The sequence below is a fragment of the Bacillus sp. UMB0728 genome, from assembly GCF_002858875.1.
Classification (GTDB): domain Bacteria; phylum Bacillota; class Bacilli; order Bacillales; family Cytobacillaceae; genus Bacillus_AB; species Bacillus_AB infantis.
The window spans coordinates 381,712-404,812 of the sequence record NZ_PKLA01000002.1 but is presented as its reverse complement, the minus strand read 5'-3'; the positions used below and the strand labels follow the sequence as shown (position 1 = coordinate 404,812).

24 protein-coding genes and 1 pseudogene are annotated in these 23,101 nt (G+C 47.9%); 2 read left to right on the top strand and 23 right to left on the bottom strand.

Annotation, left to right across the window (positions count from 1 at the left end; all coding sequences use genetic code 11):
- Positions 1–52: 52 nt before the first annotated feature.
- Positions 53–616 (bottom strand): TIGR01440 family protein, encoded by a 564-nt coding sequence (locus tag CYJ37_RS07820; protein WP_009792620.1) that lies wholly within the window; start codon positions 614–616, stop codon positions 53–55.
- 20 nt (positions 617–636) lie between these two features.
- The gene (gene rpiB / locus CYJ37_RS07815) at positions 637–1,077 is read right to left on the bottom strand and encodes a ribose 5-phosphate isomerase B (RefSeq protein WP_094769150.1); all 441 of its coding nucleotides are present in this window, start codon (positions 1,075–1,077) and stop codon (positions 637–639) included.
- Positions 1,078–1,285: 208 nt separating this feature from the next.
- On the opposite strand from rpiB, the gene CYJ37_RS07810 reads away from it, so the two are divergent.
- The gene (locus tag CYJ37_RS07810) at positions 1,286–1,801 is read left to right on the top strand and encodes a C40 family peptidase (protein ID WP_009792618.1); all 516 of its coding nucleotides are present in this window, start codon (positions 1,286–1,288) and stop codon (positions 1,799–1,801) included.
- A gap of 27 nt (positions 1,802–1,828) precedes the next feature.
- On the opposite strand, the gene CYJ37_RS07805 is transcribed toward CYJ37_RS07810, so the two are convergent.
- The 20 genes and pseudogenes from CYJ37_RS07805 to CYJ37_RS07715 form a co-directional block, all read right to left on the bottom strand.
- Positions 1,829–2,461, bottom strand: a complete 633-nt coding sequence (locus tag CYJ37_RS07805; protein WP_094769149.1) for an NUDIX hydrolase — start codon at positions 2,459–2,461, stop codon at positions 1,829–1,831.
- 118 nt (positions 2,462–2,579) lie between these two features.
- The gene (locus tag CYJ37_RS07800) at positions 2,580–3,506 is read right to left on the bottom strand and encodes a methyl-accepting chemotaxis protein (protein ID WP_441296442.1); all 927 of its coding nucleotides are present in this window, start codon (positions 3,504–3,506) and stop codon (positions 2,580–2,582) included.
- 12 nt (positions 3,507–3,518) lie between these two features.
- Positions 3,519–3,692: pseudogene (locus tag CYJ37_RS28080) on the bottom strand (HAMP domain-containing protein); the annotation flags it as partial.
- A 196-nt stretch (positions 3,693–3,888) separates the two neighbouring features.
- Entirely contained in the window at positions 3,889–4,326 is a 438-nt protein-coding gene (locus CYJ37_RS07795; protein ID WP_035401974.1) for a low molecular weight protein arginine phosphatase, read from the bottom strand.
- Positions 4,327–4,815: 489 nt separating this feature from the next.
- Positions 4,816–5,373 (bottom strand): manganese efflux pump MntP, encoded by a 558-nt coding sequence (locus CYJ37_RS07790; RefSeq protein ID WP_022544503.1) that lies wholly within the window; start codon positions 5,371–5,373, stop codon positions 4,816–4,818.
- 405 nt (positions 5,374–5,778) lie between these two features.
- On the bottom strand, positions 5,779–6,819 hold the full coding sequence (locus CYJ37_RS07785) for an L-threonylcarbamoyladenylate synthase (protein ID WP_101548891.1): 1,041 nt from the start codon (positions 6,817–6,819) through the stop codon (positions 5,779–5,781).
- 176 nt (positions 6,820–6,995) lie between these two features.
- Positions 6,996–7,436: a GNAT family N-acetyltransferase gene (locus tag CYJ37_RS07780; protein ID WP_009792611.1), complete on the bottom strand. Its 441-nt coding sequence runs from the start codon at positions 7,434–7,436 to the stop codon at positions 6,996–6,998.
- A 157-nt stretch (positions 7,437–7,593) separates the two neighbouring features.
- The gene (gene gsiB / locus CYJ37_RS07775; protein ID WP_022544504.1) at positions 7,594–7,980 is read right to left on the bottom strand and encodes a glucose starvation-inducible protein GsiB; all 387 of its coding nucleotides are present in this window, start codon (positions 7,978–7,980) and stop codon (positions 7,594–7,596) included.
- Between the two features lie 186 nt (positions 7,981–8,166).
- A complete protein-coding gene (gene spoIIR, locus CYJ37_RS07770; protein WP_101548889.1) occupies positions 8,167–8,865 on the bottom strand; it encodes a stage II sporulation protein R in 699 nt (232 codons plus the stop codon).
- Positions 8,866–9,512: 647 nt separating this feature from the next.
- Entirely contained in the window at positions 9,513–10,391 is an 879-nt protein-coding gene (gene prmC, locus CYJ37_RS07765; protein ID WP_276537450.1) for a peptide chain release factor N(5)-glutamine methyltransferase, read from the bottom strand.
- Positions 10,384–11,457, bottom strand: coding sequence for a peptide chain release factor 1 (prfA, locus tag CYJ37_RS07760; RefSeq protein ID WP_009792606.1), 1,074 nt, complete (start codon positions 11,455–11,457; stop codon positions 10,384–10,386). The genes prmC and prfA overlap by 8 nt, the downstream gene beginning before the upstream one ends.
- Positions 11,458–11,808: 351 nt before the next feature.
- Positions 11,809–12,270: a hypothetical protein gene (locus CYJ37_RS07755; RefSeq protein WP_142385234.1), complete on the bottom strand. Its 462-nt coding sequence runs from the start codon at positions 12,268–12,270 to the stop codon at positions 11,809–11,811.
- Between the two features lie 139 nt (positions 12,271–12,409).
- The gene (locus tag CYJ37_RS07750; protein WP_094769143.1) at positions 12,410–13,030 is read right to left on the bottom strand and encodes a thymidine kinase; all 621 of its coding nucleotides are present in this window, start codon (positions 13,028–13,030) and stop codon (positions 12,410–12,412) included.
- Positions 13,031–13,193: 163 nt separating this feature from the next.
- Positions 13,194–13,406, bottom strand: a complete 213-nt coding sequence (gene rpmE / locus CYJ37_RS07745; RefSeq protein ID WP_009792603.1) for a 50S ribosomal protein L31 — start codon at positions 13,404–13,406, stop codon at positions 13,194–13,196.
- 156 nt (positions 13,407–13,562) lie between these two features.
- The gene (gene rho / locus CYJ37_RS07740; RefSeq protein WP_009792602.1) at positions 13,563–14,837 is read right to left on the bottom strand and encodes a transcription termination factor Rho; all 1,275 of its coding nucleotides are present in this window, start codon (positions 14,835–14,837) and stop codon (positions 13,563–13,565) included.
- Positions 14,838–15,267: 430 nt separating this feature from the next.
- Positions 15,268–16,230, bottom strand: coding sequence for a class II fructose-bisphosphatase (glpX, locus tag CYJ37_RS07735; protein ID WP_009792599.1), 963 nt, complete (start codon positions 16,228–16,230; stop codon positions 15,268–15,270).
- Positions 16,231–16,267: 37 nt separating this feature from the next.
- On the bottom strand, positions 16,268–17,554 hold the full coding sequence (locus CYJ37_RS07730; RefSeq protein ID WP_009792598.1) for a UDP-N-acetylglucosamine 1-carboxyvinyltransferase: 1,287 nt from the start codon (positions 17,552–17,554) through the stop codon (positions 16,268–16,270).
- Between the two features lie 319 nt (positions 17,555–17,873).
- Positions 17,874–18,521 carry a fructose-6-phosphate aldolase gene (fsa, locus tag CYJ37_RS07725; RefSeq protein ID WP_101548885.1) on the bottom strand — a complete coding sequence of 216 codons (648 nt, stop codon included), beginning with the start codon at positions 18,519–18,521 and terminating at the stop codon, positions 17,874–17,876.
- Between the two features lie 110 nt (positions 18,522–18,631).
- Entirely contained in the window at positions 18,632–19,489 is an 858-nt protein-coding gene (locus tag CYJ37_RS07720; protein ID WP_101548883.1) for a class II fructose-bisphosphate aldolase, read from the bottom strand.
- A gap of 300 nt (positions 19,490–19,789) precedes the next feature.
- The gene (locus CYJ37_RS07715) at positions 19,790–20,164 is read right to left on the bottom strand and encodes a response regulator (protein ID WP_009792595.1); all 375 of its coding nucleotides are present in this window, start codon (positions 20,162–20,164) and stop codon (positions 19,790–19,792) included.
- A gap of 442 nt (positions 20,165–20,606) precedes the next feature.
- Here CYJ37_RS07715 and CYJ37_RS07705 point away from each other — a divergent pair, with 442 nt between their 5' ends.
- Complete coding sequence (locus tag CYJ37_RS07705; protein WP_094769142.1) at positions 20,607–21,137, top strand: DUF2529 domain-containing protein; 531 nt, start codon at positions 20,607–20,609, stop codon at positions 21,135–21,137.
- 264 nt (positions 21,138–21,401) lie between these two features.
- On the opposite strand, the gene CYJ37_RS07700 is transcribed toward CYJ37_RS07705, so the two are convergent.
- Positions 21,402–23,009, bottom strand: a complete 1,608-nt coding sequence (locus CYJ37_RS07700; RefSeq protein ID WP_094769141.1) for a CTP synthase — start codon at positions 23,007–23,009, stop codon at positions 21,402–21,404.
- Positions 23,010–23,101: the final 92 nt, after the last annotated feature.

The following is a 23,101-nucleotide window of genomic DNA, read 5'->3' as shown; positions in this document are numbered from 1 at the left end:
AGTACGTGTTATTTTACCCGTACTCCTTTCTCTAAAAAAGATATCTTTCATCTTAACACGATTCATTCTCCGGCAGCCTCTCATACACGGCGCGCCTTCCGCCGATGAGTTTTGGTCTTGTGGAGGCGAGGGTGACGTGGGCGCTGCCGATGCTTTTTTGTTTGGTTCTGATTGGGACTGCTACATGCTTCAGGTGCATGCCGATGAGGGTGTCGCCGATGTCGATGCCGGCGTCGGCCTTGATGAATTCGACGACGGCCGGGTCCTTGAATTGCCTGTAGGCATATGAGGCCATGGCACCTCCGGCCTGGCGCACCGGTACGACTGATACTTCCTCAAGATTCTTCTGATCCGCAGTCTGCCTTTCCACAACGAGCGCCCTGTTCAGATGCTCGCAGCACTGGAAGGCGAGTCTGGCCCCTGTCCGTTCGGCAAAATTCTTTAGCTCTTCAAAGAGGATGGCCGCGGCTTCATCTGTGCCGGATGTGCCGATCCTTTTGCCGATTACTTCACTTGTGCTGCAGCCGACCACAAGCACGCTGTTTTCGTTAAGCGCCACCTGTCCGCCGAACTCATCCAGGATTTCTCTCAATTCAGTCTGAATCTCTTCGAACATGGTATCACCCTTCCAGTTGCTTATAGATCTTCGTAGGTTTTGATTTTTCCGATCCGGTTCGCATGGCGTCCGCCTTCAAACTCGGTTTCAAGCCAGGTTTTCGCTATTTCCCGGGCAAGTCCCGGTCCGATCACACGCTCGCCCATGGCAAGGATATTGCTGTCATTATGCTGGCGGGTCGCTTTGGCACTGAATACATCATGGACCAGTGCACAGCGGATGCCCTTCACCTTGTTGGCGGAAATGCTCATTCCAATCCCTGTCCCGCAGATCAGGATTCCTTTATCAAATTCGCCTGATGCCACCTTCTCCGCTACAGGAAGCGCATAGTCCGGATAATCAACGGAGACGCCGCACTCGCAGCCGAAATCTTCATATTCAATGCCCATTTCTTCCATCAAATGTTTCATTTCTTCGCGGATATTCACTCCGCCATGATCTGAAGCAATTGCAACCTTCATTACAAGAACCTCCTAAATAAACACGATTTCTTCCTTTATTTTGACACAAGTAAGCTGAAATAGAAAGCTGGCCGGACTGTTTCTGCTGCTAAAAAAATTACAGAAAGGTAACGCCTATTCCTGAAACTGTAAACAATGCTTAACGATTTTTTTCCCGCTGCCATTTACAATTACCAATGAAGACAAACCAAAGAAAGAAGGAATTCAAATGAAAAAGAATCTATTCAAAGGCCTTGCTGCCGCTTCTGTGCTGATGGCAGGATTGTCCTTCCATTCAGCAGGTGCATCAGCAGACGTTTTCACCGATACTTTCGGGAAGCTCCAGCCAAAACTGAATGTTGAACAAAAACTAAATGTCGTCATTGAATATGCAGATGCGCTTACCCATGCAAAAATCAAATACAAATACGGCGGCACATCAGAGAAGGGATTTGATGCCTCCGGTTTTGTTCAGCATGTGTACGGCAAAGCAGGCGTTAAGCTTCCGAGGACTTCTGCCGCAATGCAGCAAACAGGGAAAACCATTCAGAAGAAAGACCTGAAGCCGGGTGACCTTGTCTTTTTTAACACAGCCGGCGGCAGCAGCAAAAAGGCTTCCTTCGTGGGCATCTATGCCGGTCACAATCAATTCTTCGCTGTTACCGTCAAAAAAGGCGTCACCGTTGTAAAGCTGACAGACTCTTATTGGGCGAAGAAATACCTGGGCGCCAAACGGGTTATGTAACCCGGCGGCCTTTCCATCGGGAAGGGCCTATTTCTGTTCCGGCAGTTCATTGACAATCTCTATAAAATGCTGCAGGATCCGGGCGGTCAAACCCCAAATGACCTTATCCTCAAAATAGTAGAAGCATTCTTCCATTGACCTTGTCTGCCAATTATAGTTTTCGCCGCCGGCAATCCGGTCGAAAGGAAAACCGTTTTCCGGTTCCAGCCTGAAATTCATTTTATAAATTTCAGGCTTGGCTTTCAGCAGATAGGAAAGCGGTACGGTGAATACTTCCCCCACCTCTTTCGGGTTCACCTGGAAAGGCCGGGAAGGCTTCAGCATTCCTGCAAAAGGGTAGATGATCATGCCAAACGGGGATACCATATAGTCAAGGGGAACTGTCCCTCTAATTTCATCCATGGGGATTCCCAGCTCTTCGGTTGTTTCCCTGATTGCTGTATGCTTCACGTCCGGATCCGATCTGTCGACCCTTCCCCCCGGAAAACAAATCTCCCCCGGCTGCCTGCGCATTTCCATGGACCGGACCTCAAAAAGGACATGGACACCGTCTTCTTTTTCAATCAGCGGTACGAGAACTGAATAGTTTATGAATTTATTGCTTCCCAGGATGGCCGGTGTCCTGCTGCCCAATCCTGCGATAATATCCTCTATATTCATTCACCCATCCACCTCCATTTATATTTATATCTATTCCCCTATTTATCCATCAGCAAAATCGCCTGCTGTGAAATAAAGAAGAATCCCCGCTTGTGCCGCAGAGATTCTTTCTTGTTGTTTAAACCCTGAACTTGGTGATCGTTTCCTTCAGCTTTTCCGCCTCATCCTTCAATTCAAAAGCAAGCTTCTCCACATTGGAAATGACCATTGATTGATTTTCAGTTGCAGAGGCGACCTCCTGGGCTCCGGCGGATGTTTCCTCCGCGATGGCTGCCACTTCCTGCGACTGGGTGGCAGAATGGCGGATGCCTTCCATCTGCTGCTCCACCAGGCTCGAAATCGTTGTGACAGACGAAGCCATCTGGTTGACGGTATTCGTCATTTCACCGATGACCTGATTGGTTTTGACTCCTTTTTTCCCCTCGGCCGATGCCGTTTCGACCTGGTCCGTAATTTGCCTAACAACATTTTGGACTTCATTCTGGATGTTTTTAATCAATTCGGAAATGCCCTGGACCGCTTTGGCGCTTTCATCAGCCAGCTTCCGGACTTCCTCTGCCACGACGGCAAAGCCTTTGCCGTGCTCACCTGCACGCGCAGCCTCAATCGAAGCGTTCAGCGCCAGCAGGTTGGTCTGAGCTGCAATATCTCCCACCAGCTGGATGATCTGCTCTACCTTCGCGGCATTATCTTCGAGGCGCTTGACGGTCTGCAATGATTCCTGATTATCTTCCGCCAGCTTGGTAATTCCAGTTACAAGAGAGTGGATGACTTTCTTCGATTCATTCAAATCATCGACTAGCTCACCGGAAACCTGCTGGGACGTTTTCGCCTGCTGCTGTACTTCTTCAGCAATTCTTGTTGCATCCTCGACCGACTCGGCAGTCGCCTGAATCGACACAGCTGAGCTGTCGGCACCCAGGGAAATCTCGCCGATTGTCCTGGAGATGCTTGCAGCCTGCTCGGCAGCAGCTGATGCTTCCTGTGAAATGCTGATTACTTTATCATTGGTATGCTGAAAATTTTCATCGATTTTCGCGACCATTTCCCGGAGATTTGAAAGCATATGGTTGAACGCCGCTCCGAGGGAACGGATTTCATCATCTGATTTGGAAAGCTCCGCGTCTTCCCTGATATCGCCTTCTGCCGCTTTCAGAGCTGTCTTCTCCAGCTTTTGCAGCGGTTTCGTGATAAAGCCGGCCGCAACGAATGTCAATACACCGGACCACATGGCCCCAAGAGAAAGCGTGATAATGTTAAAAGCCGCTTCCCCGAACGGCAGATACTCCTTCACAATTGGATAAAGACCATAAATGAACACCGCACTCGTGGTGTAGGTAATGAATGCCAGTATGGTCGTTAACAGCACAAGCTTTTTTCTCAACCCGAACTTATAGCGCTTCTTCTCCATAATTGCCCCCTGGTCGTTACTTCTCTAATTTGTTAATAATCTGTTCAATATGCTTTTTCAGTTCATTAAAGGTTTCTCTGTATATTTCAAGGCTTCCGCCGAATGGATCAAGGATCTCACCGCCGTGTTCCCCTGCAAACTCTGTCAGTGTAAAGGTTTTGCCCTCTGCTCCCTCAAACATGCTGACCACATTCCATTTATGCCCGGACGTCATCGTCAAAATGACATCTGCCCATTCAACCAGCTCTGCCGTCAGTGCGCTCGAGGTATGTACATGGGCAATCCCCTGCTCCTCAAGAACCTGCTTCGCATGTGCGGAGGCCTGTCCCCCATTGGCAGCAAACACACCAGCAGACTTCACCTCAATCCCCGGAAGCTCCCTGCTCTTCAAAATAGCCTCTGCCATCGGGCTCCGGCAAGTGTTACCAGTACAAACAAACAATACGCGTCTCATCGATGCAGCCCCCTTTCCCTCCATTATAAGCCAATTGTCACAGTTTCAATAGACAAGCATGGAAAAATTTATAGAAAGTTCACACGAAGTGCGGAAGGGGCTTGCTCAGATTAAGGATCGCGGACTAAAAACGCCACGTCCTGTGGCAACGTCCGCATGACCCGCATCCTGCGGGCCCAGCATAAGGCGCTTAGGAATAAAAGGCGTTCTTTGCCTTTAATTCCTAAGTGACTTATGACTCGAGGCTCTAGCCCCTGGAGCCGGACAAACCGAAATGCGGAGACGGCTTGCCCAGGGCCGACAAGCATAAGACGCGCTAGAATAAAAGGCGTTCTTTGCCTTTAATTCTAGCGTGGCTTATGACTCGAGGCCCTAGCCGTCGCAGCTGGACAATACGAAATGCGGAGGGGGCTTGCCCAGCAAAAGGAACGCAACATAAAAAGACACCCGCCAGGATGCCTTTATTTTCTGAATGAATAGCCTCCCGCATTAAAAAAATGGCCATAACAGCTTTATGCCGAAAGCGAGGAGGATGGCTCCGCCGAGTGCTTCGCTGTAGGATCCAAGCCATCCCTGAACCTTGCGTCCGGCCAATAGCCCTGCCCATGTCAGAATCGCCGCGGCTGCACCGAAACATACCAGGACAAGCGCTGTTTTCGCTCCATAAATTCCAAGAGAGAGACCGACCGAAAAGCTGTCCAGGCTGACACTCAACGCAAAAATGAGCAGGCCGAAACCAACGGGTGTAATCAAGCTTGAATCATCATCCTTGATGCTTGACCAAATCATCTGGGCACCGAGCAGCAGCAGCAGCCCTCCCCCGATATAGGCCGCAATAGAGCCGAACTGCTCCGATAGGAACCTGCCGGCAATCATTCCTAACAGCGGCATGAAGACATGGAAAAGACCGATCGTTATTCCTATTTTAAAAATTTGCCTCAGGCGCAGCTCGAACATGCCCATGCCAAGCCCGACCGAAAAAGCATCCATCCCGAGGGCAAACGCCATTAACATCAACGTAATAAGTTCCCCAAAAAACGAAGTCATCCATTCTCCTCCTTGGACTTGCTAATTCAGCATATGCACGTCCAAGGGAAAATAGAATTAGAAATGCGGAGGTGACTGTTCTATCGAGGAACGCGGACTAAGTACGCCACGTCCTGTGGCAACGTCCGCATGACCCGCATCCTGCGCGCCTCATGCATAAGACGAGCAGGACGGAAGGTTGTTCTGTAACCTTCTGGCCTGCTTGGCTTATGACTCGAGCACCTAGGAGCCGGAGCTGGACAATAGAAAAGCGGAGGCGACTGTTCTATCGAGGAACGCGGACTAAGTACGCCACGTCGTATGGCAACGTCCTCATGACCCGCTTCCTGCGGGGCTAAGAAATGCCAGGCACCTCCCGCGCACAAATCACATTGAAATGTCCACAGACGGTGCCTGGCACTAAAATTATTTAATGATTCGATGGCCTGCTGCTTTGAGAAGCCGGTTCATAATGGCTTCACCGACACCTTCTGCGGGGAAGGATTCGCTGAAGATCACATCCACTCCAGAGCTGTTGAAGCTCCGTAATGCTTCGTAAAGGGAGGCTGCCACTGTTTCCAGATTCGCTCTCCTGCCGCATATAAATGTAAAATCGCTGTCGTAAAATTTTTCATTTTCGGCCGTTGTAAGCACACCGGCTTTCAGGCCTTCCGTATGCTGTTCGTTCACCAATTCTTGAATCCGTTCCCTTGTTCCTTCTACTATATATAAGGGAGCATCAGGTGCATAATGCCGATACTTCATGCCGGGGGAGCGCGGCGCCTCCTTCTCATCGGCAAGCGCAGGATCGGCCGCTACCTCTCCCACTACCCGCTCGAGCTGCTCTTTCGTCACTCCGCCAGGTCTCAGGATGACCGGAATCTCTCCCGTACAATCCAGGACAGTGGATTCAACACCTACTCCGGTAGGACCGCCATCCACAATTCCTGCAATCCTCCCGTTCAAATCTTCCTCCACATGTCCGGCAGTAGTCGGGCTGGGCCGCCCGGACCTGTTCGCGCTTGGAGCGGCTACCGGAACGCCGCTTTCACGGAGAATGGCGAGAGCCACCGGGTGATCCGGCATCCTGATTCCTACCGTATTCAGCCCTGCCGTTGCTGTCTCTGAGAGCTGCCCGTCTTTTTTATTGAATATAATTGTCAGCGGACCTGGCCAAAAGGCTTCCATCAGCTTATCTGCACTAGCCGGGACACTTTCCACAATCCCCTCAAGCTGCTCCCTGTCCGCAATATGAATAATGAGGGGGTTGTCAGAAGGTCTGCCCTTCGCTTCAAATATCTTCTTGACTGCTTCGTCATTTCTTGCATTTCCACCAAGTCCGTAAACAGTCTCAGTCGGAAAGGCAACCGTCTCATTTTGGGCTAAAAGAGCAGCTGCCTGTTTAATCTGTGGATAATCATTTAAACTATCCACATTTTTATCCACTGACCAAATTTCTGTCTTCATTGTTATGCCCACCTTCAATACTGTTCAAATTCTGTGTGGTATACCCTTTGTTTCAGCTTTTAAACCACAATCACTTTTGAAAGTATAAAAGAAGATGGAGGATAACTCAAGTTTTGTCCACAATTTGTGTATAACTTTTCGATAATAGTGGATAACTTTGTGGATATATCCACAATTCATAATGAAAGCTTCAGGAATGAAAAGTTATCCACAGTTAGAATATGCTGGACATGGGCGGAACTGTACAGTTCTTCCGGAAGCTCGCTTTTTTCATCCTGAAAGCCAAGCAGTTTGAAGAACTCTGCTGCTCCTTTTTTATTTGTCGCCATATATAGTGACTCGAGTTCCCTTTCCCTCGCAAGCCGCAGAATCTGCTCCACAAGCAGCAGCAGATCTTTTTCAGATGCTCTTTCCGAAAGTACCAGTGAGCGGAGGAGGCCCACACTTCCTAGAGGCTCAATGCCTAATGTCGCTTTAATATTTTCCTCTTCATCTTCCATAAGCAAGAAATAATTGATAGAATCAGAAATGCCTTCTGTCCCCAGATTGGCTTTTTCCAAAAACGCGGCCAGTTTATTTTCGTCTCCATTTTGTGCACAGCGGATCATTGTCTCCATACGCTCACCCCACTAAGATTTTGTAATCTAGTAATATATCTATGGGGCGCGGGAAAAAGTAGAACATAAAAAGAATAAAAAAACACGGCAGCCATCAGTTAACGGGCTGCCGTGCTATCTGGAATCTTTCAATTTAAACTTCCTTTACACTATAAACTTAGTCGTTGTTGTTGTTTCTTGAATTTCCGCCTTTTTCACCAATTTCGCGGTAGAAGTCTTTATCATGGTTTTCAGAAGTAGCTTCTCCGCCTTTTTGGCCGATCTCCTGGTAGAATTCCTTGTCATGGTTCTCAGAAGTAGCTTCTCCGCCCTTTTTACCGATTTCCTGATAGAATTCCTTGTCATGGCTTTCAGCAGTAGCTTCTCCGCCTTTTTGGCCGATTTCCTGATAGAATTCTTTGTCATGATTTTCAGATGTTGCTTCTCCGCCTTTTTTACCGATCTCTTGATAGAATTCTTTGTCATGGTTATTGCTGGTTGCTTCTCCGCCTTTGCGGCCTCTTTCCTCGCGGGACATTTTATCGTTGTTATTGTTGTTTGCCATGTCTTCCATCTCCTTTTCAGTAATTGTTGTTTTGGCTTACACTCCTTTAATATCCGCTTCTCCCAGAATCAAACATGCTCCCAGCATCTGTAAAAGGCTTGTCATGCACTTGTAACAATGGCATCAGCTTCTCTTGTGCCGTTTTTCCTACAAAAAGAAAAGCCGCTCTATGAAAAGAGCAGCATACTATCCGAAGATTTTATCCCATAATTCTTTGATAAAAAACTTAACTTCCGGCTTTTCTTCCTCTTCTTTAACAAAGACCGGCTCTTTTTCGCTAGATGGTTCTTTAGACTCACTATCTTCCAGCACATTCCCATCTAGTTCTTTTTTACCAACTTCTCCTTTTTCCTGATTTTCCTCTTCGAATCCATCACTTACAGCTACTCCATTCGAGAAATCAAGGAAGCATAGAGGAGGAAAAAGAACACACCACCAGTTCGCTCCATCGCCTTCACCAAGTGTAATTAAAATTGCTTCGTATTCGCCGGCAGGATATAGAAACTGGCCATAGAGCTTAGTAGGAAAATCCACTTTGCCGAAATTGGCTTTAACTGTCTGATCTGAATTTTCTTCTTCTACCACGTTCTCTGCTATCTCCTGGATTTCCGGCAGGCGCGACTTGATTAATGAACGGGCTTCTTCTATTGAAGTCAGTTCGCTGACCCATTCAGTGATTTCCTTATTGACTGCGTCCCTCACCAGCCGTTTCAACGCCTGGTCTCCTTCGCTGTCACTGTTTGCGAGGATGCGTAGGCGGATGGCTTCCTGCGGTATGACGAGCGGGTCTTCCGCTGCTACCTCTGTTTTTGGTATGTATAGGCTTAGCATTGTTCCTAAGGATAAGATAATGATATATAATTTCGCTAATGATTTTGCTGTCATTTCCGACACCGTCCCTTCACTAATCCATTGTGGACAGGAAGGGGGATTCTTAAACTAGCAAAATATAAAAAAAAAATCCCGTGTTTGAGATCTGTCATTTAGATTGCTTATAAATGGGGTCTGTTGATTTCCGTTCCAGGCACTTCGCTTTCCGCGGGGTCTCAACTCTTCCGCTATTTCCTGCAGGAGTCTTCGTGCCTTGCACTCCAATCAACTGGTTTTTTAAAAATTTTTGTGCATAAGACCAAAGGATGGGGACTAGATTCTGTTCTTTGTCTGTTGATTTCTGTATGGCACTATATTATTTGTATTGCACTATCAACAATTGGAAATAAATGTATTTTATGTAGAATCTTTTGATTTTTATGTAGAATAAATGGAATTTTTAGTAGAAATATTGAATTTTCATGTAGAATAGATCAAAATTTATGTAGAATAACACCCACAACGACCAATACCCGCCAATAATAAGACAGGAACACCTTCAGTTTTCTCGAGAATTTTAAAAAATGGTATGCCTGCTCACAAATTTAAAAATTCCTAATAAAATTTGAACGAAAATACAAGTTCAAAATAAAAAAAGGGAAACCATTCCGCTAATGGCCCCCTTACTCTGGAATTCAAATGCATAAATTCCCTTAACAAAACTAATCCTGCCAGCCAATCTCCGCAAAAACCATCCGGTCCTTCCCATTGATGTCGTAGACTATGTCTATGTTGGCATCTGGGAATGCGGTCCGCAGCAGTTCTGATACGGCTTTGCTTTGGCCGGCGCCGACCTCGAAGCCGACGAGTGATTTTTCTTTTAGGACGAGCGGCAGTTCTTCCATGAAGCGTCGGTAGAGGTCGAGTCCATCCTGGCCGGCGAATAGGGCGCGGTGGGGCTCGTTTTCGGTGACGACTTCAGACATCCCTTCCATATCGCTGAGCGGGATATAGGGAGGATTGGATATGATAATATCGAATTTCCGGCTTTCCTCTATGAAAGGCTGCAGCAGGTCTCCTAAAATAAACTCGATTTCAGCACCGTTCTTGTCTGCATTTTCCTTTGCCGTATCAAGGGAAGGCCCGTACACATCTGTGGCAGTTACCTGGAGGTCAGGCGATTCCAATTTCAGGGTTACCGCAATCGCTCCGCTTCCGGTTCCAATATCAGCAGCCGCAGGAGCAGCCTCTCTGCCGAAAAGCTTTTCCTTCCTCTTCAGGGCTTCCAGCACCAGCTCTTCTGTTTCCGGACGGGGGATGAGGACATTTTCATTCACAAGGAATGTCCGCCCATAAAATTCTTCTTTTCCAATGATATATTGGACCGGCCTGCCGTCCGCGTGCAGCTGAACTGCTTCTTTGAAGGCCCCTTGTATCCTCGGATCCAGCTCTTCCCTCATCTCCGCAAGCAGGCGGGAACGGCTCATATTCAGAAAGTGGCCCAGGAGGATTTCACCCGCGTTGGAATCTCTCCCTGCCGTTTCTAAAAAAGAAGAAGCCCACTTCAGGGCTTCATAGACTTTCATAGGCTGATCAGGCATCTGAAGCTTCCTTCAGCTTGGCTGACTGCTCTTCCATGATCAAGGCATCAATCACTTCGTCCAGCTTGCCTTGAAGAATCTGGTCAAGCTTCTGGATGGTCAGGCCGATGCGGTGATCTGTTACACGGTTTTGCGGGAAGTTGTAGGTGCGGATCCGTTCAGAACGGTCACCGGTGCCCACTGCGGATTTCCGCTGCTGGTCGTATTCCGCCTGTGCTTCCTGCTGGAATTTATCATACACACGGGCACGAAGAACCTTCATTGCCTTTTCTTTGTTCTTGATCTGTGATTTTTCGTCCTGGCAGGAAACAACCGTCCCTGTAGGCAAGTGGGTCAGGCGCACGGCTGACATCGTCGTGTTAACGCTCTGGCCGCCTGGTCCGCTTGAAGCAAATGTATCGACGCGGATATCTTTATCGTGGATCTCGATTTCAACTTCTTCCGCTTCCGGCAGAACCGCAACCGTTGCTGTCGAAGTATGGATGCGGCCGCCAGATTCAGTTTCAGGCACACGCTGAACACGGTGGGCCCCATTCTCGAACTTCAGCTTGCTGAAGGCACCGTTTCCGTTGATGATAAAAATGATTTCTTTGTAGCCGCCGACACCTGTTGAGCTGGCCTCGATCACATCTGTTTTCCAGCCCTGCACCTCGGCAAAGCGGCTGTACATGCGGTAAAGATCACCGGCAAACAGAGCAGCCTCATCGCCGCCTGCCGCTCCGCGGATTTCCATAATAACGTTTTTATCATCGTTAGGGTCTTTCGGGATCAAAAGGATCTTCAGGCGCGCTTCCAGAGCTTCCACTCTGTCTTCGAGCTCTCCTATCTCTTCCTTCACCATCTCGCGCATTTCCGCATCGAGCTTCTCTTCGAGCATCGCTTTTGCATCCTGGTATTGCCCGCGGACTTCTTTATACTCGCGGTATGCCTCCACCGTTTCCTGGATGCCTGACTGCTCCTTGGAATATTCGCGCAGCTTCTTTGTATCATTAACAATCTCAGGATCGCTCAAAAGCTCATTCAGCCTTTCGTAGCGATCTTCTACAGCTTGAAGACGATCGTACACAGTCCTTCACCTCATTTTGATTCTATTCTATATAAATCGGCTTTCACACCTAAAAAAGCTCATAAATTCATAAAATAAGTCCATTAAACCATCATGCCCATAACATTCTAATTATAGTATACAGCGCATCCCAGGTCAAAACCTAAAAAGCCCCGGAAAACCAGGGCTGGAAGTGCATAGGCAGTGGTATAGGTGACAGGCACCTTTCAAAAAAGAAGTGGTATAGGTGACAGGCACCCTATTCAATACAAACCTACCCAAATCAAGGTCTTCGCACAGAAAGGTGGTACAGGTGCCTGTCACCATTTCAAAGAAGTGGTACAGGTACCTGTCACCATTTCTTCACTTCTCCTACCGCTCACTCAACCGCACTTCAATGTTATACCGCGGAAGGGCTTTGGTGAGTGTTTTGTGCAGTTCGGCTTGGGCCTTTCGTTTTTCTTCGGCTGACAGGCTTTTGTCTGTGTGGGCCGTGACCCACATGCGGCCGCCATTGATCCAGACTTCATCCGGCTCATATTCTGTGTATTGATTGACGACCTGGCGCGCTTTGTCAACATCAGATTGATCGTTGACCCGCCCTCCATCGATATTGAGGAAGTTCGGGTTCTGATCGCTCATCGTCCTGTCGCGGTCCTCGTCAGACACTTGATCAAGGCCCCTTTTTACCTGGCCCCCGCCGTCAGTGATCAAGTTTGTCCCATTCTGGTCTTCGTTCTGCTCATGGATCCCCGCCACATTATCATCCTGTGCACATCCTCCCAATAGAGCGGCCAAAAGGACTGCTGCAGCTGCGAAAATGGATTTCATCATTTCAAACACCTCCATTAATAGGTTTTCCTTTCCCGGAGGTGAATCCGCAACCCAAATTCAGGCAGTTTGCTGGAGGAATCCGGCCACTCAGACAGCAAAAAACCCTGCTTTCACTAAGCAGAGCCTGAGCTTTCATCTATTAGGATAACGTACGGGTCGTTTCCGAACTGTTGAGGACATTCGGCGATTTCGGAACTTCGTGGTGATGGCGGCAGCGCGGCTCATAAGCCTCTGATGCTCCGACAAGAATGACCGGATCATCGTATGAAGCCGGCTTTCCGTTAATGAGGCGCTGGGTCCTGCTGGCAGGCGAACCGCACACTGCACATACTGCCTGAAGCTTTGTCACAAGTTCTGCAATTGCCATCAAAGCCGGCATCTGGCCAAACGGCTCACCGCGGAAATCCTGGTCGAGCCCGGCAGCGATCACCCGGTATCCGCTATCAGCTAAATGCTGAATCACCTTCACAACTTCATCATCGAAAAATTGCACTTCATCAATGGCAATAATCTCCATATCTTCATCAATATGCTTGAAGATGTCCGTTGAATGGCTGATGGGTTTGGCAATGACTGATGTTCCATTGTGGGAGACAACTGCTTCCTCGCTGTAGCGGTTATCGATCTGCGGCTTGAACACAGCTATCTTCTGCTTTGCAAATTGCGCTCTTCTGACACGGCGGATGAGCTCTTCCGATTTTCCCGAAAACATGCTGCCGCAGATAACCTCAACCCAGCCGTGGTGCTTCATTACATACATGAGTGGCCTCTCCTTCCTTGCTAAAGAAAACACGGCGCCAAAGCGCCAATTCCCCTTTTACAACTTACACTTTTTGTTAAAAGTATAAACCTATCTAATCATCATATTCTTCTATCGGCAATAAAAAACAGGCAAGAAGTAAAAACTTGCCTGTTTCTTATCATTATTGCTGTTGACCTTTAAGACCGTATTTTTTGTTGAAACGATCCACACGTCCGCCTGCTTCAGCGAATTTCTGACGGCCAGTATAGAATGGGTGGCATTCAGAGCAAGTCTCAACACGAACCTCATCTTTTACAGAACCAGTTTCAAACTGATTGCCGCAAGCACATGTAACCGTGATTTTCTTGTAATTAGGATGAATTCCTGCTTTCATTTCTTTCATCTCCTTTTGCCCTGAGTCTTGCGAAACAGAGTTATATAGTACGATGTTTGGACACACCGTATAATTCAAAAACACACTGTTGTTATTATAACAAGGACATCATGTTTTTGCAAGATGGGATTTACTGACTTTCAGATTGTGAACAGATCAGGATTGGGAACGCCTGCCGTTCTTCATTTCTTCGCCGAGATTGGCAAAGAACTCTTCATTGGATTTCGTCTGCTTCAGCTTGCGGAGGAACTTCTCAGCAAAATCAGGCGCATCCGACATCGACTTCCTGATCGCCCACAGCTTGTCCAGATGCTCTTTCGGAATAAGCAGCTCTTCTTTCCGTGTACCTGAACGGCGGATATCGATGGCCGGGAAAATACGGCGCTCTGCAAGCTGGCGGTCAAGGTGAAGCTCCATGTTTCCTGTTCCCTTGAACTCTTCGTAAATGACATCATCCATCCGTGAGCCGGTATCAACAAGGGCTGTTGCTAGGATGGTCAGGCTTCCGCCTTCTTCAATATTCCTCGCCGCCCCGAAGAAACGCTTCGGACGGTGGAATGCTGCAGGGTCAATCCCCCCGGACAGCGTACGTCCGCTTGGCGGGATAACCAGGTTATAAGCACGAGCAAGCCTTGTGATGCTGTCCATGAGGATGATGACATCCCGTTTATGCTCCACGAGGCGCATTGCCCGGTCAAGGACAAGCTCGGCCACTTTAATATGGTTTTCGGGCACTTCATCAAATGTCGAGCTGACTACATCACCGGCAACAGAACGTTCAATATCAGTCACTTCTTCCGGGCGCTCATCAATGAGGAGAACAATCAGCTCTGCCTCAGGATGATTCGTCGTGATGCTGTTGGCGATTTCCTTTATCAGCATCGTTTTACCCGCTTTTGGCGGAGCGACAATCAGTCCGCGCTGGCCGAATCCAACCGGTGCAAGTACGTCCATGATCCTTGTGGACACATGCTTCGGCGTTGTTTCCAGCTTCATCTGCCTATCAGGATATAAAGGCGTCAAAGCCGGGAAGTGGACACGCTCCTTGGCAGATTCCGGATCGTCGCCATTGACAGCTTCAACCTGCAGGAGGCCGAAATAGCGTTCATTTTCCTTTGGCGGGCGGACTTTTCCGGATACTTTATCTCCGTTCCTTAGATCAAATCTCCTGATTTGCGATGCGGAAATGTAGATATCCTCTGAGCTTGGCGAGTAATTGATTGGCCTTAGGAAGCCAAAGCCCTCAGACTGGATGATCTCCAGCACGCCTTCCATGAAAAAGTAGCCTTCCTGCTCAGCGCGGGCTTTCAGGATGGCAAAAATCAGCTCTTTCTTTGTCAGCTTGCTGTAGTAGGAAACTTTATATTCCCGGGCAAGTTCATAGAGCTCTTTTAACTTCATATTTTCTAAACTGGATATATTTAATCCCATATTGACACCACTCTTTTGAATTTTAAATCATTTTCCCCATATAAAATGACAATATCGTACTGTATTAAGAATATGAAAGGAAAAAGGAAAGAAAGCGTTTGAGGTTCATCGAAGCATTGGAAGGATGATTCAGCTTGTTAAAAAGGATAGTATCTTTGGTATGTTCCTGGCACTCAGGCTTAAACAGACCATATCTGCACTGCATAATCATCATAACAGATTTCAAAAACAATCTCTATTTTACCCTTATACCTGAAAGTTAATCAATATAATTTTTTCGCTCTTTCATAGATTGCCTTGTTTCGGGGGAATATATAAAGGGACCGGCTTCAGCCGGCAAGCCAGGTCCCCTCTCTTATATCATTTTTTCTGCAGGCCGATTCCGATTCCCTTCAGTGAAAGGGTTTGCACCGGCATGCAAAAAAAATCTTTATTTCATGACAAGATGCGGCTTCTTCTTCAGGCTGTGACGCCCGTCGATAAAGCGGACCGTGCCTGATTTGGCGCGCATGACAAGTGAATGCGTAGAACCGTAAGAGCCCTTGAACTGGACCCCTCTCAGCAGCTCGCCGTCTGTGACGCCTGTTGCTGCAAAGATGGCATCATCACCTTTGACAAGGTCTTCCATGCGAAGAATCTTTCCAAGGTCAAGGCCCATGCTTTGGCATCTTTCAACTTCAGCATCGCTGTGCGGAACCAGCTTGCCCTGGATTTCGCCGCCCAGGCATTTCAGCGCAACTGCAGCGAGCACCCCTTCCGGCGCACCTCCGGATCCGAACAGAATATCTACACCTGTATGGTCAAAAGCGGTATTGATGGCACCTGCAACATCGCCATCATTGATCAGCTTGATCCTTGCCCCTGCTTCACGCAGCTGGCTGATGATATGCTGATGACGCTCCCGGTTCAGCACGGTTGCCACGACATCTTCAATATCTTTGTTCTTGGCCCTGGCGACAGCCCTCAAGTTATCGATAACAGAAGCATTGATATCAATTTCACCGACCGCTTCGGGACCGACTGCAATCTTATCCATATACATATCAGGTGCATGAAGAAGATTGCCATGATCAGCGACAGCCAGGACAGCAAGCGCGTTCCAGCCTCCGGAGGCAACGATATTGGTGCCTTCGAGCGGATCTACCGCTACATCGACGCGGGGGCCATAGCCTGTCCCAAGCTTTTCTCCGATATAAAGCATTGGCGCCTCATCCATTTCCCCTTCCCCGATTACAACGGTACCCTTCATTGGCACCGTGTCGAACACATCCCTCATGGCAGAGGTAGCAGCATCATCAGCTTCATCCTTTACGCCTCTTCCCATCCAGCGGGCTGAAGCAAGTGCTGCTGCTTCTGTAACACGGATAAGCTCCATCGATAAACTTCTTTCCATTCTGTTTTCCTCCCCGGGTTGTTTTCTCTATCTGTCTTCAGGCGTTTTTCATCTGCTCCATTTCTTCCTTGGTCAGATTCTCGCGCCAGATGGTCGCACCCAGCCCATTAAGTTTTTCAACAAGATGGCTGTAGCCGCGGTCTATATGCTCAAGTCCTGTCACTTCCGTTATACCTTCGGCTTTCAGCCCGGCAATGACGAGGGCGGCTCCCGCTCTGAGATCGCTCGCCTTCACCTTGGCCCCCTGCAGACGGATCGGGCCATTGATGATCGCTGAACGGCCTTCGACTTTAATGCTGGCATTCATTCTCCTCAGCTCATCAATATGCTTGAAGCGGGCACCGTAGATGGTGTCCGTCACCATGCTTGTCCCTTCGGCCCCTGTCAGCAAAGACGTGAAAGGCTGCTGGAGATCGGTCGGGAATCCCGGATACACAAGCGTTTTAATATCAACGGCCTTCATTTTTTCAGCTGGGCTGACAAAAATCTGGTCATCTCCCGCCTCTATGTTCACGCCCATTTCACGCAGCTTGGCAATCAGTGATTCCAAATGCTGGGGAATGACATTATCGATCAGGATTCCTTCACCCGCAGCAGCACCGAGGATCAGATATGTCCCTGCTTCAATCCGGTCTGGAATGATGGTGTGGCGGCAGCCATGCAGCTGGTCCACCCCTTCAATTCTGATGACATCTGTACCCGCTCCCTTGATTTTTGCACCCATATTGGTGAGGAGCGTTGCCACATCGATGATTTCCGGCTCTTTCGCCGCATTTTCAATAATCGTCTTCCCTTTGGCCCTGACCGCAGCCAGCATAATATTGATCGTGGCACCGACACTGACGACATCCAGGTAAATTCTTGCACCTTTCAGCTCGTCTGCGCGGAGATAAATGGCACCCTGCTCATTTGTCACGCTGGCACCGAGCGCTTCAAAGCCTTTAATATGCTGGTCGATCGGACGCGGTCCCAGATGGCATCCGCCAGGCAGGCCGATCACCGCTTTTTTAAAGCGTCCGAGCATCGCCCCCATCAAATAATAAGAGGCACGCAGCTTTTTAACTTTTCCATTGGGCAAGGGCATGGAAATCATCGAAGAAGGATCAACGGTCATATCGTTATCAGCAAAATCGACACTTCCGCCAATTTCCTCCAAAAGCCCTTTCAGTATTTGAACGTCAGAAATATCCGGCAAACCTTCAATTGTTACGGGGGAATCTGCAAGAATCGTAGCAGGAATCAATGCTACCGCACTGTTCTTGGCTCCGCTGATTCTAACAGTTCCTTTTAAAGGGTAGCCGCCCGCAATCATAAGCTTTTCCATTTTCGACTTCCTTTCCTGCCCTTAAGTGCCTTTGCAAATCTCTGAACATTGATTGCCAGCCTGCCGCTGCAGGCGAAAGTATAGCACCGTTGGACTTTTCATTCTCAGTATGGGATAGCTTGTCCATTATATCAAAAGCTACCGTATAGGGATAATTTTCCACGAGCAAAAGACGAATTCCGACATTATCCTCACCATCTAGTTTACACGAAAAATTAAACTTCATGTATGAGAATTGAAAAAAGTTAAATTTTTGAAGTATGCACTTACATTTCCGCCTATTCAGATAATTCCCGGCGCAGCAGTGCTCTCTTCGGGGTTATTCAGAACGCTTGTCCCAATCAGCCAAAAATGCTTCAATCCCTTTGTCAGTCAGAGGGTGATTGAACATTTGATTGATGACCTTAAGCGGGACGGTGGCAATATGGGCGCCTCTCAGGGCTGAATCTGTGACATGCTGAGGATGGCGGACTGAAGCTGCAATGATTTCTGTCTCGATTCCGTGGATATCAAAGATTTCCCTGATGGAAGTTACAAGGTCCAGACCATTATGGCCAATATCATCAAGCCGGCCAAGGAATGGAGAAACATAGGAAGCACCGGCCCTTGCTGAAAGCAAAGCCTGATTGGCGCTGAAAATGAGGGTTACATTCGTTTTGATCCCTTCTTTTGAAAAAGCATGGACAGCCTTCAGTCCATCCGGTGTCATTGGGACCTTGATGGTGATATTAGGGGCGATTGCCGCCAGTTCCTTCCCTTCTTTGATCATGCCTTCTGCATCAAGTGCGATGACCTCTGCGCTGACAGAGCCGGGTACAAGCTCGGCAATTTCCTTCAGCCTGTCATGGAATGAAATATTTTTTTCTTTTGCCACTAAAGAAGGATTGGTCGTTACTCCTGCCAGTATTCCCAGAGCATGGGCCTCTTTAATCTCTTCCAGGTTTGCCGTATCAATAAAAAATTTCATTTCGCTTCCCCCTAAGATTATTCGACTTATTTTTTAAAATCGACATAAATGAATTGAAACCGCCTTTCAGAAAGGCGGTTTCAAGTCTATTTTAACATACTGGATCTGTATTAAGCTTTGTTAGAAGAACCGAATTCGCGCATTTTGCCGATTACTGTTTCTTTAATCGCTTCACGTGCAGGTCCTAAGTATTTGCGCGGATCGTACACTTCTGTGTCAGCCGCCAATACTTCGCGCACGCGCTTCGCGGAAGCAATCTGGTTCTCAGTGTTTACGTTGATTTTCGCTGTTCCAAGGGAAACAGCTTTCTGGATGTCTTTAGTAGGAATGCCTGTACCGCCATGAAGGACTAAAGGCATGCCTGTAAGCTTTCCGATCTCTTCCATTTCAGCAAAGCCAAGGTTTGGCTCGCCTTTGTAAGGACCGTGAACAGAGCCAAGTGCAGGAGCAAGGCAGTCAATGCCAGTGCGCTTGACAAGCTCGTCACATTCTTTAGCATCAGCATAGATGACGCCGTCAGCTACTACATCGTCTTCCTGCCCGCCGACAGTTCCAAGCTCGGCTTCAACAGAAACACCTTTTGAGTGTGCATATTCTACCACTTTAGAAGTGATTTCCACGTTTTCCTCGAAAGGACCGTGTGAAGCATCGATCATGACAGACGTGAAGCCTGCATCGATTGCTTCTTTACATTTATCGAAGCTTGAACCGTGGTCAAGGTGGATGGCAACAGGAACAGTGATCTTATAGTCCTCAAGAAGCCCTTCTACCATTTTCACAGTTGTCTTGAAGCCGCCCATATAACGAGCTGCACCTTCGGAAACACCAAGGATAACAGGTGATTTCTCTTCTTCTGCAGCCTGAAGGATCGCTTGAGTGAACTCAAGGTTATTTAAATTAAATTGACCTACAGCATAGCCTTCTGATTTAGCTTTGTTCAGCATATCAGTCATGGAAACTAAAGGCATATTTCTTCCTCCTTATTAATGATTGCATCGTTCTTTGCAGGGATTCACATAAAGTTTTTCCCAGCATGCCCATGAATATGTACCCTATCTTGCAATAGGCAAAACGGACGCAATCCTTTGGAATTCATTTGTATCATACCAAAAGAGAATCAGAAATTCCATTAATCCAGCGCTATTTTTCGCTGCAGGACAGAATATTTTAAAGCAAACGCTATCATTTTAAATATTCATTTTTTTGGACCGGACCAGCATATTTTTTTAACCAGCTGGCATTTAACATTAGAATTTATCCGGACCCTCCTAAAATGAATTCGTGATAGGGACATACTTTTTGACAGCAGCCCTGATGTCATCAATATCAAATGGCTTGGCAAAATGGGTCAAAGCCCCCAGGTCCTTTGCCTCCTGGATCATGTCGAGCTCACCATAGGCAGTCATGATGATCACACGGATATCCTGGTCGATGACTTTCATTCTCTTCAGGATTTCAATGCCGTCCATGCCGGGAATTTTCATATCGAGCAGGACAAGATCCGGAGAATGTTTTGTAACGATTTCGAGGGCCTGGACGCCATTTGCAGCCTGATAGGTGTCATAGCCTTCCTTTTGCAGCACTTCATTCAATAGAATGCGGATGCCGAACTGATCGTCTACTATTAATATTTTCCCTTTCATACAGCCACCTCTTCCCTAAAATAGTTACATCTGATGCTGATAGACAGAAAGCGGAATTCTTATGTCCTGCCGGGCTTAGATAACCCTTCTATATTTTTGACAGCACATAAGAATTCCCGCTTTCCCGATAAGATAAGAAGCTCACTGCTGACACTTGCCGCTTCCCGCACGGAAGCTATGCAGACTGCTGTTATGCGGGATTCCAGCGCCAGTGAAATCAAACTCCTGCTTTTTTAAAAGTGACCATTGGTCATAGAAAATATATCCACTTCTCAACATTCTCCCTTTCCCGTCTGAATTCCTGCTTCTTTTTGTTCGATTCTGCCGAATATTTTACCTTTAGCTTTCATTTCACTATAATAAGACCACAAATAGTGTTCATGATCCTGCCGGGTTTATGACCTGCAGATTGATTATTGCACCAATTAGGAGGAAGTTCACATTGCTAAAAATGTTTTCAACCCAGCTGACGGGAATCTTCAAAAAGCTGATGGAAAAAGAAGAATTCAGCATTGAGGACGCAGCCCGGCTGCTGGCCCAGGCCCCTGCAGGCGAAGGCAGGATCCAGATTTATGCCACCCGCGAAATGAAGGCTGCTGTCCTGGAGGCAACCGAAGGAGCAGAACCGCTCGCATCCGCTGCCCATTGGACTGATGCTCATTCAGAAAATGATATCGCTGATACAGACCGCTTTCTGATCATCTCCCGCCACTCTAATGATGAACAGGCAGTCGCCCTGGCAAAAGCACTTTCTGAAAAAATGATTCCGTTTGCCGCCATTTCCACTGCTGTGGAAGGAGAAGGCCCATCCCTTGCTGAGCTTGCGGATGTGCATATCGACCTGAAATTAACAAAGGGACTGCTTCCCGATGAAGAAGGGAACCGCTTCGGCTACCCCTCTGCCATCGCTGCACTCTTTGTATACCATGGTCTGAAGTTCACGATTGATGAGATATTGAGTGAGTATGAATAGCAGAACAGATGACTCCAAGTACAGTTTTCTGCCTCTAATGGGGCTGTTGATTTCCGTTCCAGGCACTTCGCTTTCCGCGGGGCGACGCTGAGCCTCCTCACGCTTACGCGCTGCGGGGTCTCAGCATTGCCGCTACTTTCCCGCAGGAGTCTTCGTGCCTTCCACTGCAATCAACAGGGTTTCTTACGCTCTTTGGGCATCTTGCAGTTATTCACCCTGTTAAAAAACTAAGCCCCCTCAAATCCAGAGGGGGCTTTAGTATACTTAGTTATTTTCCTGATGCTTCAAGGATGCACCGACGAAGTCGCGGAACAGCGGCTGCGGGCGGTTTGGCCTTGAGATGAATTCAGGGTGGAACTGGGAAGCGACAAACCAAGGGTGATCCTTCACTTCAATGATCTCAACAAGACGGCCGTCCGGGCTTGTACCAGAGAAGACAAAGCCTTTCTCCTCCATTGCCTGGCGGTAATGGTTGTTGAACTCATAGCGGTGGCGGTGGCGCTCATAGACAACCTCATCCTGGTAAGCAGCATATGCATTTGTTTCTTCATTCAGCTTGCACGCCTGCAGGCCAAGGCGGAGCGTCCCTCCGAGATCTTCAATGTCCTTCTGCTCAGGCAGCAGGTCAATGATCGGATGCGGTGTAGAAGGATCAATTTCCGCTGAATGCGCTCCTTCCAATGAAAGGACATTGCGGGCAAATTCAATGGAAGCAAGCTGCATGCCAAGGCAGATGCCAAGGAATGGGCGCTTCTGCTCGCGTGCATACTGAATGGCAAGGATCTTTCCATCAATGCCGCGGTCGCCGAATCCGCCCGGAACAAGGATTCCGTCAGCATCCTGAAGAAGCTCCTCCACGTTACCTTCTGTTACTTCTTCTGAATTGACCCATTTGATTTCAATATCAGAATCATAGGAATAGCCGGCATGTTTCAATGCTTCCACAACAGAAATATAGGCATCCTGCAGCTCTACATACTTTCCGACAAGGGCGATCTTCGTTGTCTTGGACAGATTGCGGACCTTGTTCAGAAGCTCTGTCCATTCAGCCATATCTGCCTGTCCGCAATCCAGCTTCAAGTGATCACAGACGATCTGGTCAAAATTCTGCTCCTGCAGGGCAAGTGGGACTGCGTATAATGTATCGGCATCACGGCACTCGATAACAGCCTTCGGATCAAGGTCACAGAACAGACCGATTTTATCCTTCATATCCTGGGAAACCGGCATCTCAGTACGAACGACAATGACATTTGGCTGGATCCCGAGGCTTCGCAGTTCTTTTACGCTGTGCTGTGTCGGCTTTGTTTTCATTTCGCCTGCAGCTTTGATGTAAGGAATCAAGGTACAGTGGATGTACATAACGTTGTCGCGGCCGATATCACTCTTGATCTGGCGGATCGCCTCAAGGAATGGCAGGGATTCGATATCCCCTACTGTACCGCCGATTTCTGTGATGACGACATCAGCATTGGTCTCATGACCTGCACGCATAACTCTTTCTTTGATTTCATTGGTAATATGCGGGATAACCTGGACTGTTCCGCCCAGATAGTCGCCGCGGCGCTCTTTTTTCAGGACCGTGGAATAGATTTTTCCAGTTGTCACATTATTGAACTTAGTCAGATTGATATCGATAAAGCGCTCATAGTGGCCAAGATCCAAATCCGTTTCGGCGCCATCGCCTGTAACGAAAACTTCACCGTGCTGGTATGGGCTCATGGTTCCCGGGTCAACGTTGATATAGGGGTCAAACTTCTGAATGGTGACATTCAAGCCTCTGTTTTTCAGCAAGCGGCCCAAAGACGCAGCGGTGATCCCTTTTCCCAATGACGACACAACGCCGCCTGTTACAAAAATATACTTTGTCATGTTATTTCCCCCTCATATTCAGTTTGTGCATTTTCTGCATCCTTTAGGTAAGGCTTTTCCCAAAAAAAATTTGCTGTTCCTGGTTGTAGCCA

Coding starts and splice junctions, on each gene's coding strand:
- CYJ37_RS07820 (WP_009792620.1), bottom strand. CDS start 616: ATGTTCGAAGAGATTCAGACTGAATTGAGAGAAATCCTGGATGAGTTC.
- rpiB (WP_094769150.1), bottom strand. CDS start 1,077: ATGAAGGTTGCAATTGCTTCAGATCATGGCGGAGTGAATATCCGCGAA.
- CYJ37_RS07810 (WP_009792618.1), top strand. CDS start 1,286: ATGAAAAAGAATCTATTCAAAGGCCTTGCTGCCGCTTCTGTGCTGATG.
- CYJ37_RS07805 (WP_094769149.1), bottom strand. CDS start 2,461: ATGAATATAGAGGATATTATCGCAGGATTGGGCAGCAGGACACCGGCC.
- CYJ37_RS07800 (WP_441296442.1), bottom strand. CDS start 3,506: ATGGTCGCGAAAATCGATGAAAATTTTCAGCATACCAATGATAAAGTA.
- CYJ37_RS07795 (WP_035401974.1), bottom strand. CDS start 4,326: ATGAGACGCGTATTGTTTGTTTGTACTGGTAACACTTGCCGGAGCCCG.
- CYJ37_RS07790 (WP_022544503.1), bottom strand. CDS start 5,373: ATGACTTCGTTTTTTGGGGAACTTATTACGTTGATGTTAATGGCGTTT.
- CYJ37_RS07785 (WP_101548891.1), bottom strand. CDS start 6,819: ATGAAGACAGAAATTTGGTCAGTGGATAAAAATGTGGATAGTTTAAAT.
- CYJ37_RS07780 (WP_009792611.1), bottom strand. CDS start 7,436: ATGGAGACAATGATCCGCTGTGCACAAAATGGAGACGAAAATAAACTG.
- gsiB (WP_022544504.1), bottom strand. CDS start 7,980: ATGGCAAACAACAATAACAACGATAAAATGTCCCGCGAGGAAAGAGGC.
- spoIIR (WP_101548889.1), bottom strand. CDS start 8,865: ATGACAGCAAAATCATTAGCGAAATTATATATCATTATCTTATCCTTA.
- prmC (WP_276537450.1), bottom strand. CDS start 10,391: ATGCCTGATCAGCCTATGAAAGTCTATGAAGCCCTGAAGTGGGCTTCT.
- CYJ37_RS07755 (WP_142385234.1), bottom strand. CDS start 12,270: ATGATGAAATCCATTTTCGCAGCTGCAGCAGTCCTTTTGGCCGCTCTA.
- CYJ37_RS07750 (WP_094769143.1), bottom strand. CDS start 13,030: ATGTATGTAATGAAGCACCACGGCTGGGTTGAGGTTATCTGCGGCAGC.
- rpmE (WP_009792603.1), bottom strand. CDS start 13,406: ATGAAAGCAGGAATTCATCCTAATTACAAGAAAATCACGGTTACATGT.
- rho (WP_009792602.1), bottom strand. CDS start 14,837: ATGGGATTAAATATATCCAGTTTAGAAAATATGAAGTTAAAAGAGCTC.
- glpX (WP_009792599.1), bottom strand. CDS start 16,230: ATGGAAAGAAGTTTATCGATGGAGCTTATCCGTGTTACAGAAGCAGCA.
- CYJ37_RS07730 (WP_009792598.1), bottom strand. CDS start 17,554: ATGGAAAAGCTTATGATTGCGGGCGGCTACCCTTTAAAAGGAACTGTT.
- fsa (WP_101548885.1), bottom strand. CDS start 18,521: ATGAAATTTTTTATTGATACGGCAAACCTGGAAGAGATTAAAGAGGCC.
- CYJ37_RS07720 (WP_101548883.1), bottom strand. CDS start 19,489: ATGCCTTTAGTTTCCATGACTGATATGCTGAACAAAGCTAAATCAGAA.
- CYJ37_RS07715 (WP_009792595.1), bottom strand. CDS start 20,164: ATGAAAGGGAAAATATTAATAGTAGACGATCAGTTCGGCATCCGCATT.
- CYJ37_RS07700 (WP_094769141.1), bottom strand. CDS start 23,009: ATGACAAAGTATATTTTTGTAACAGGCGGCGTTGTGTCGTCATTGGGA.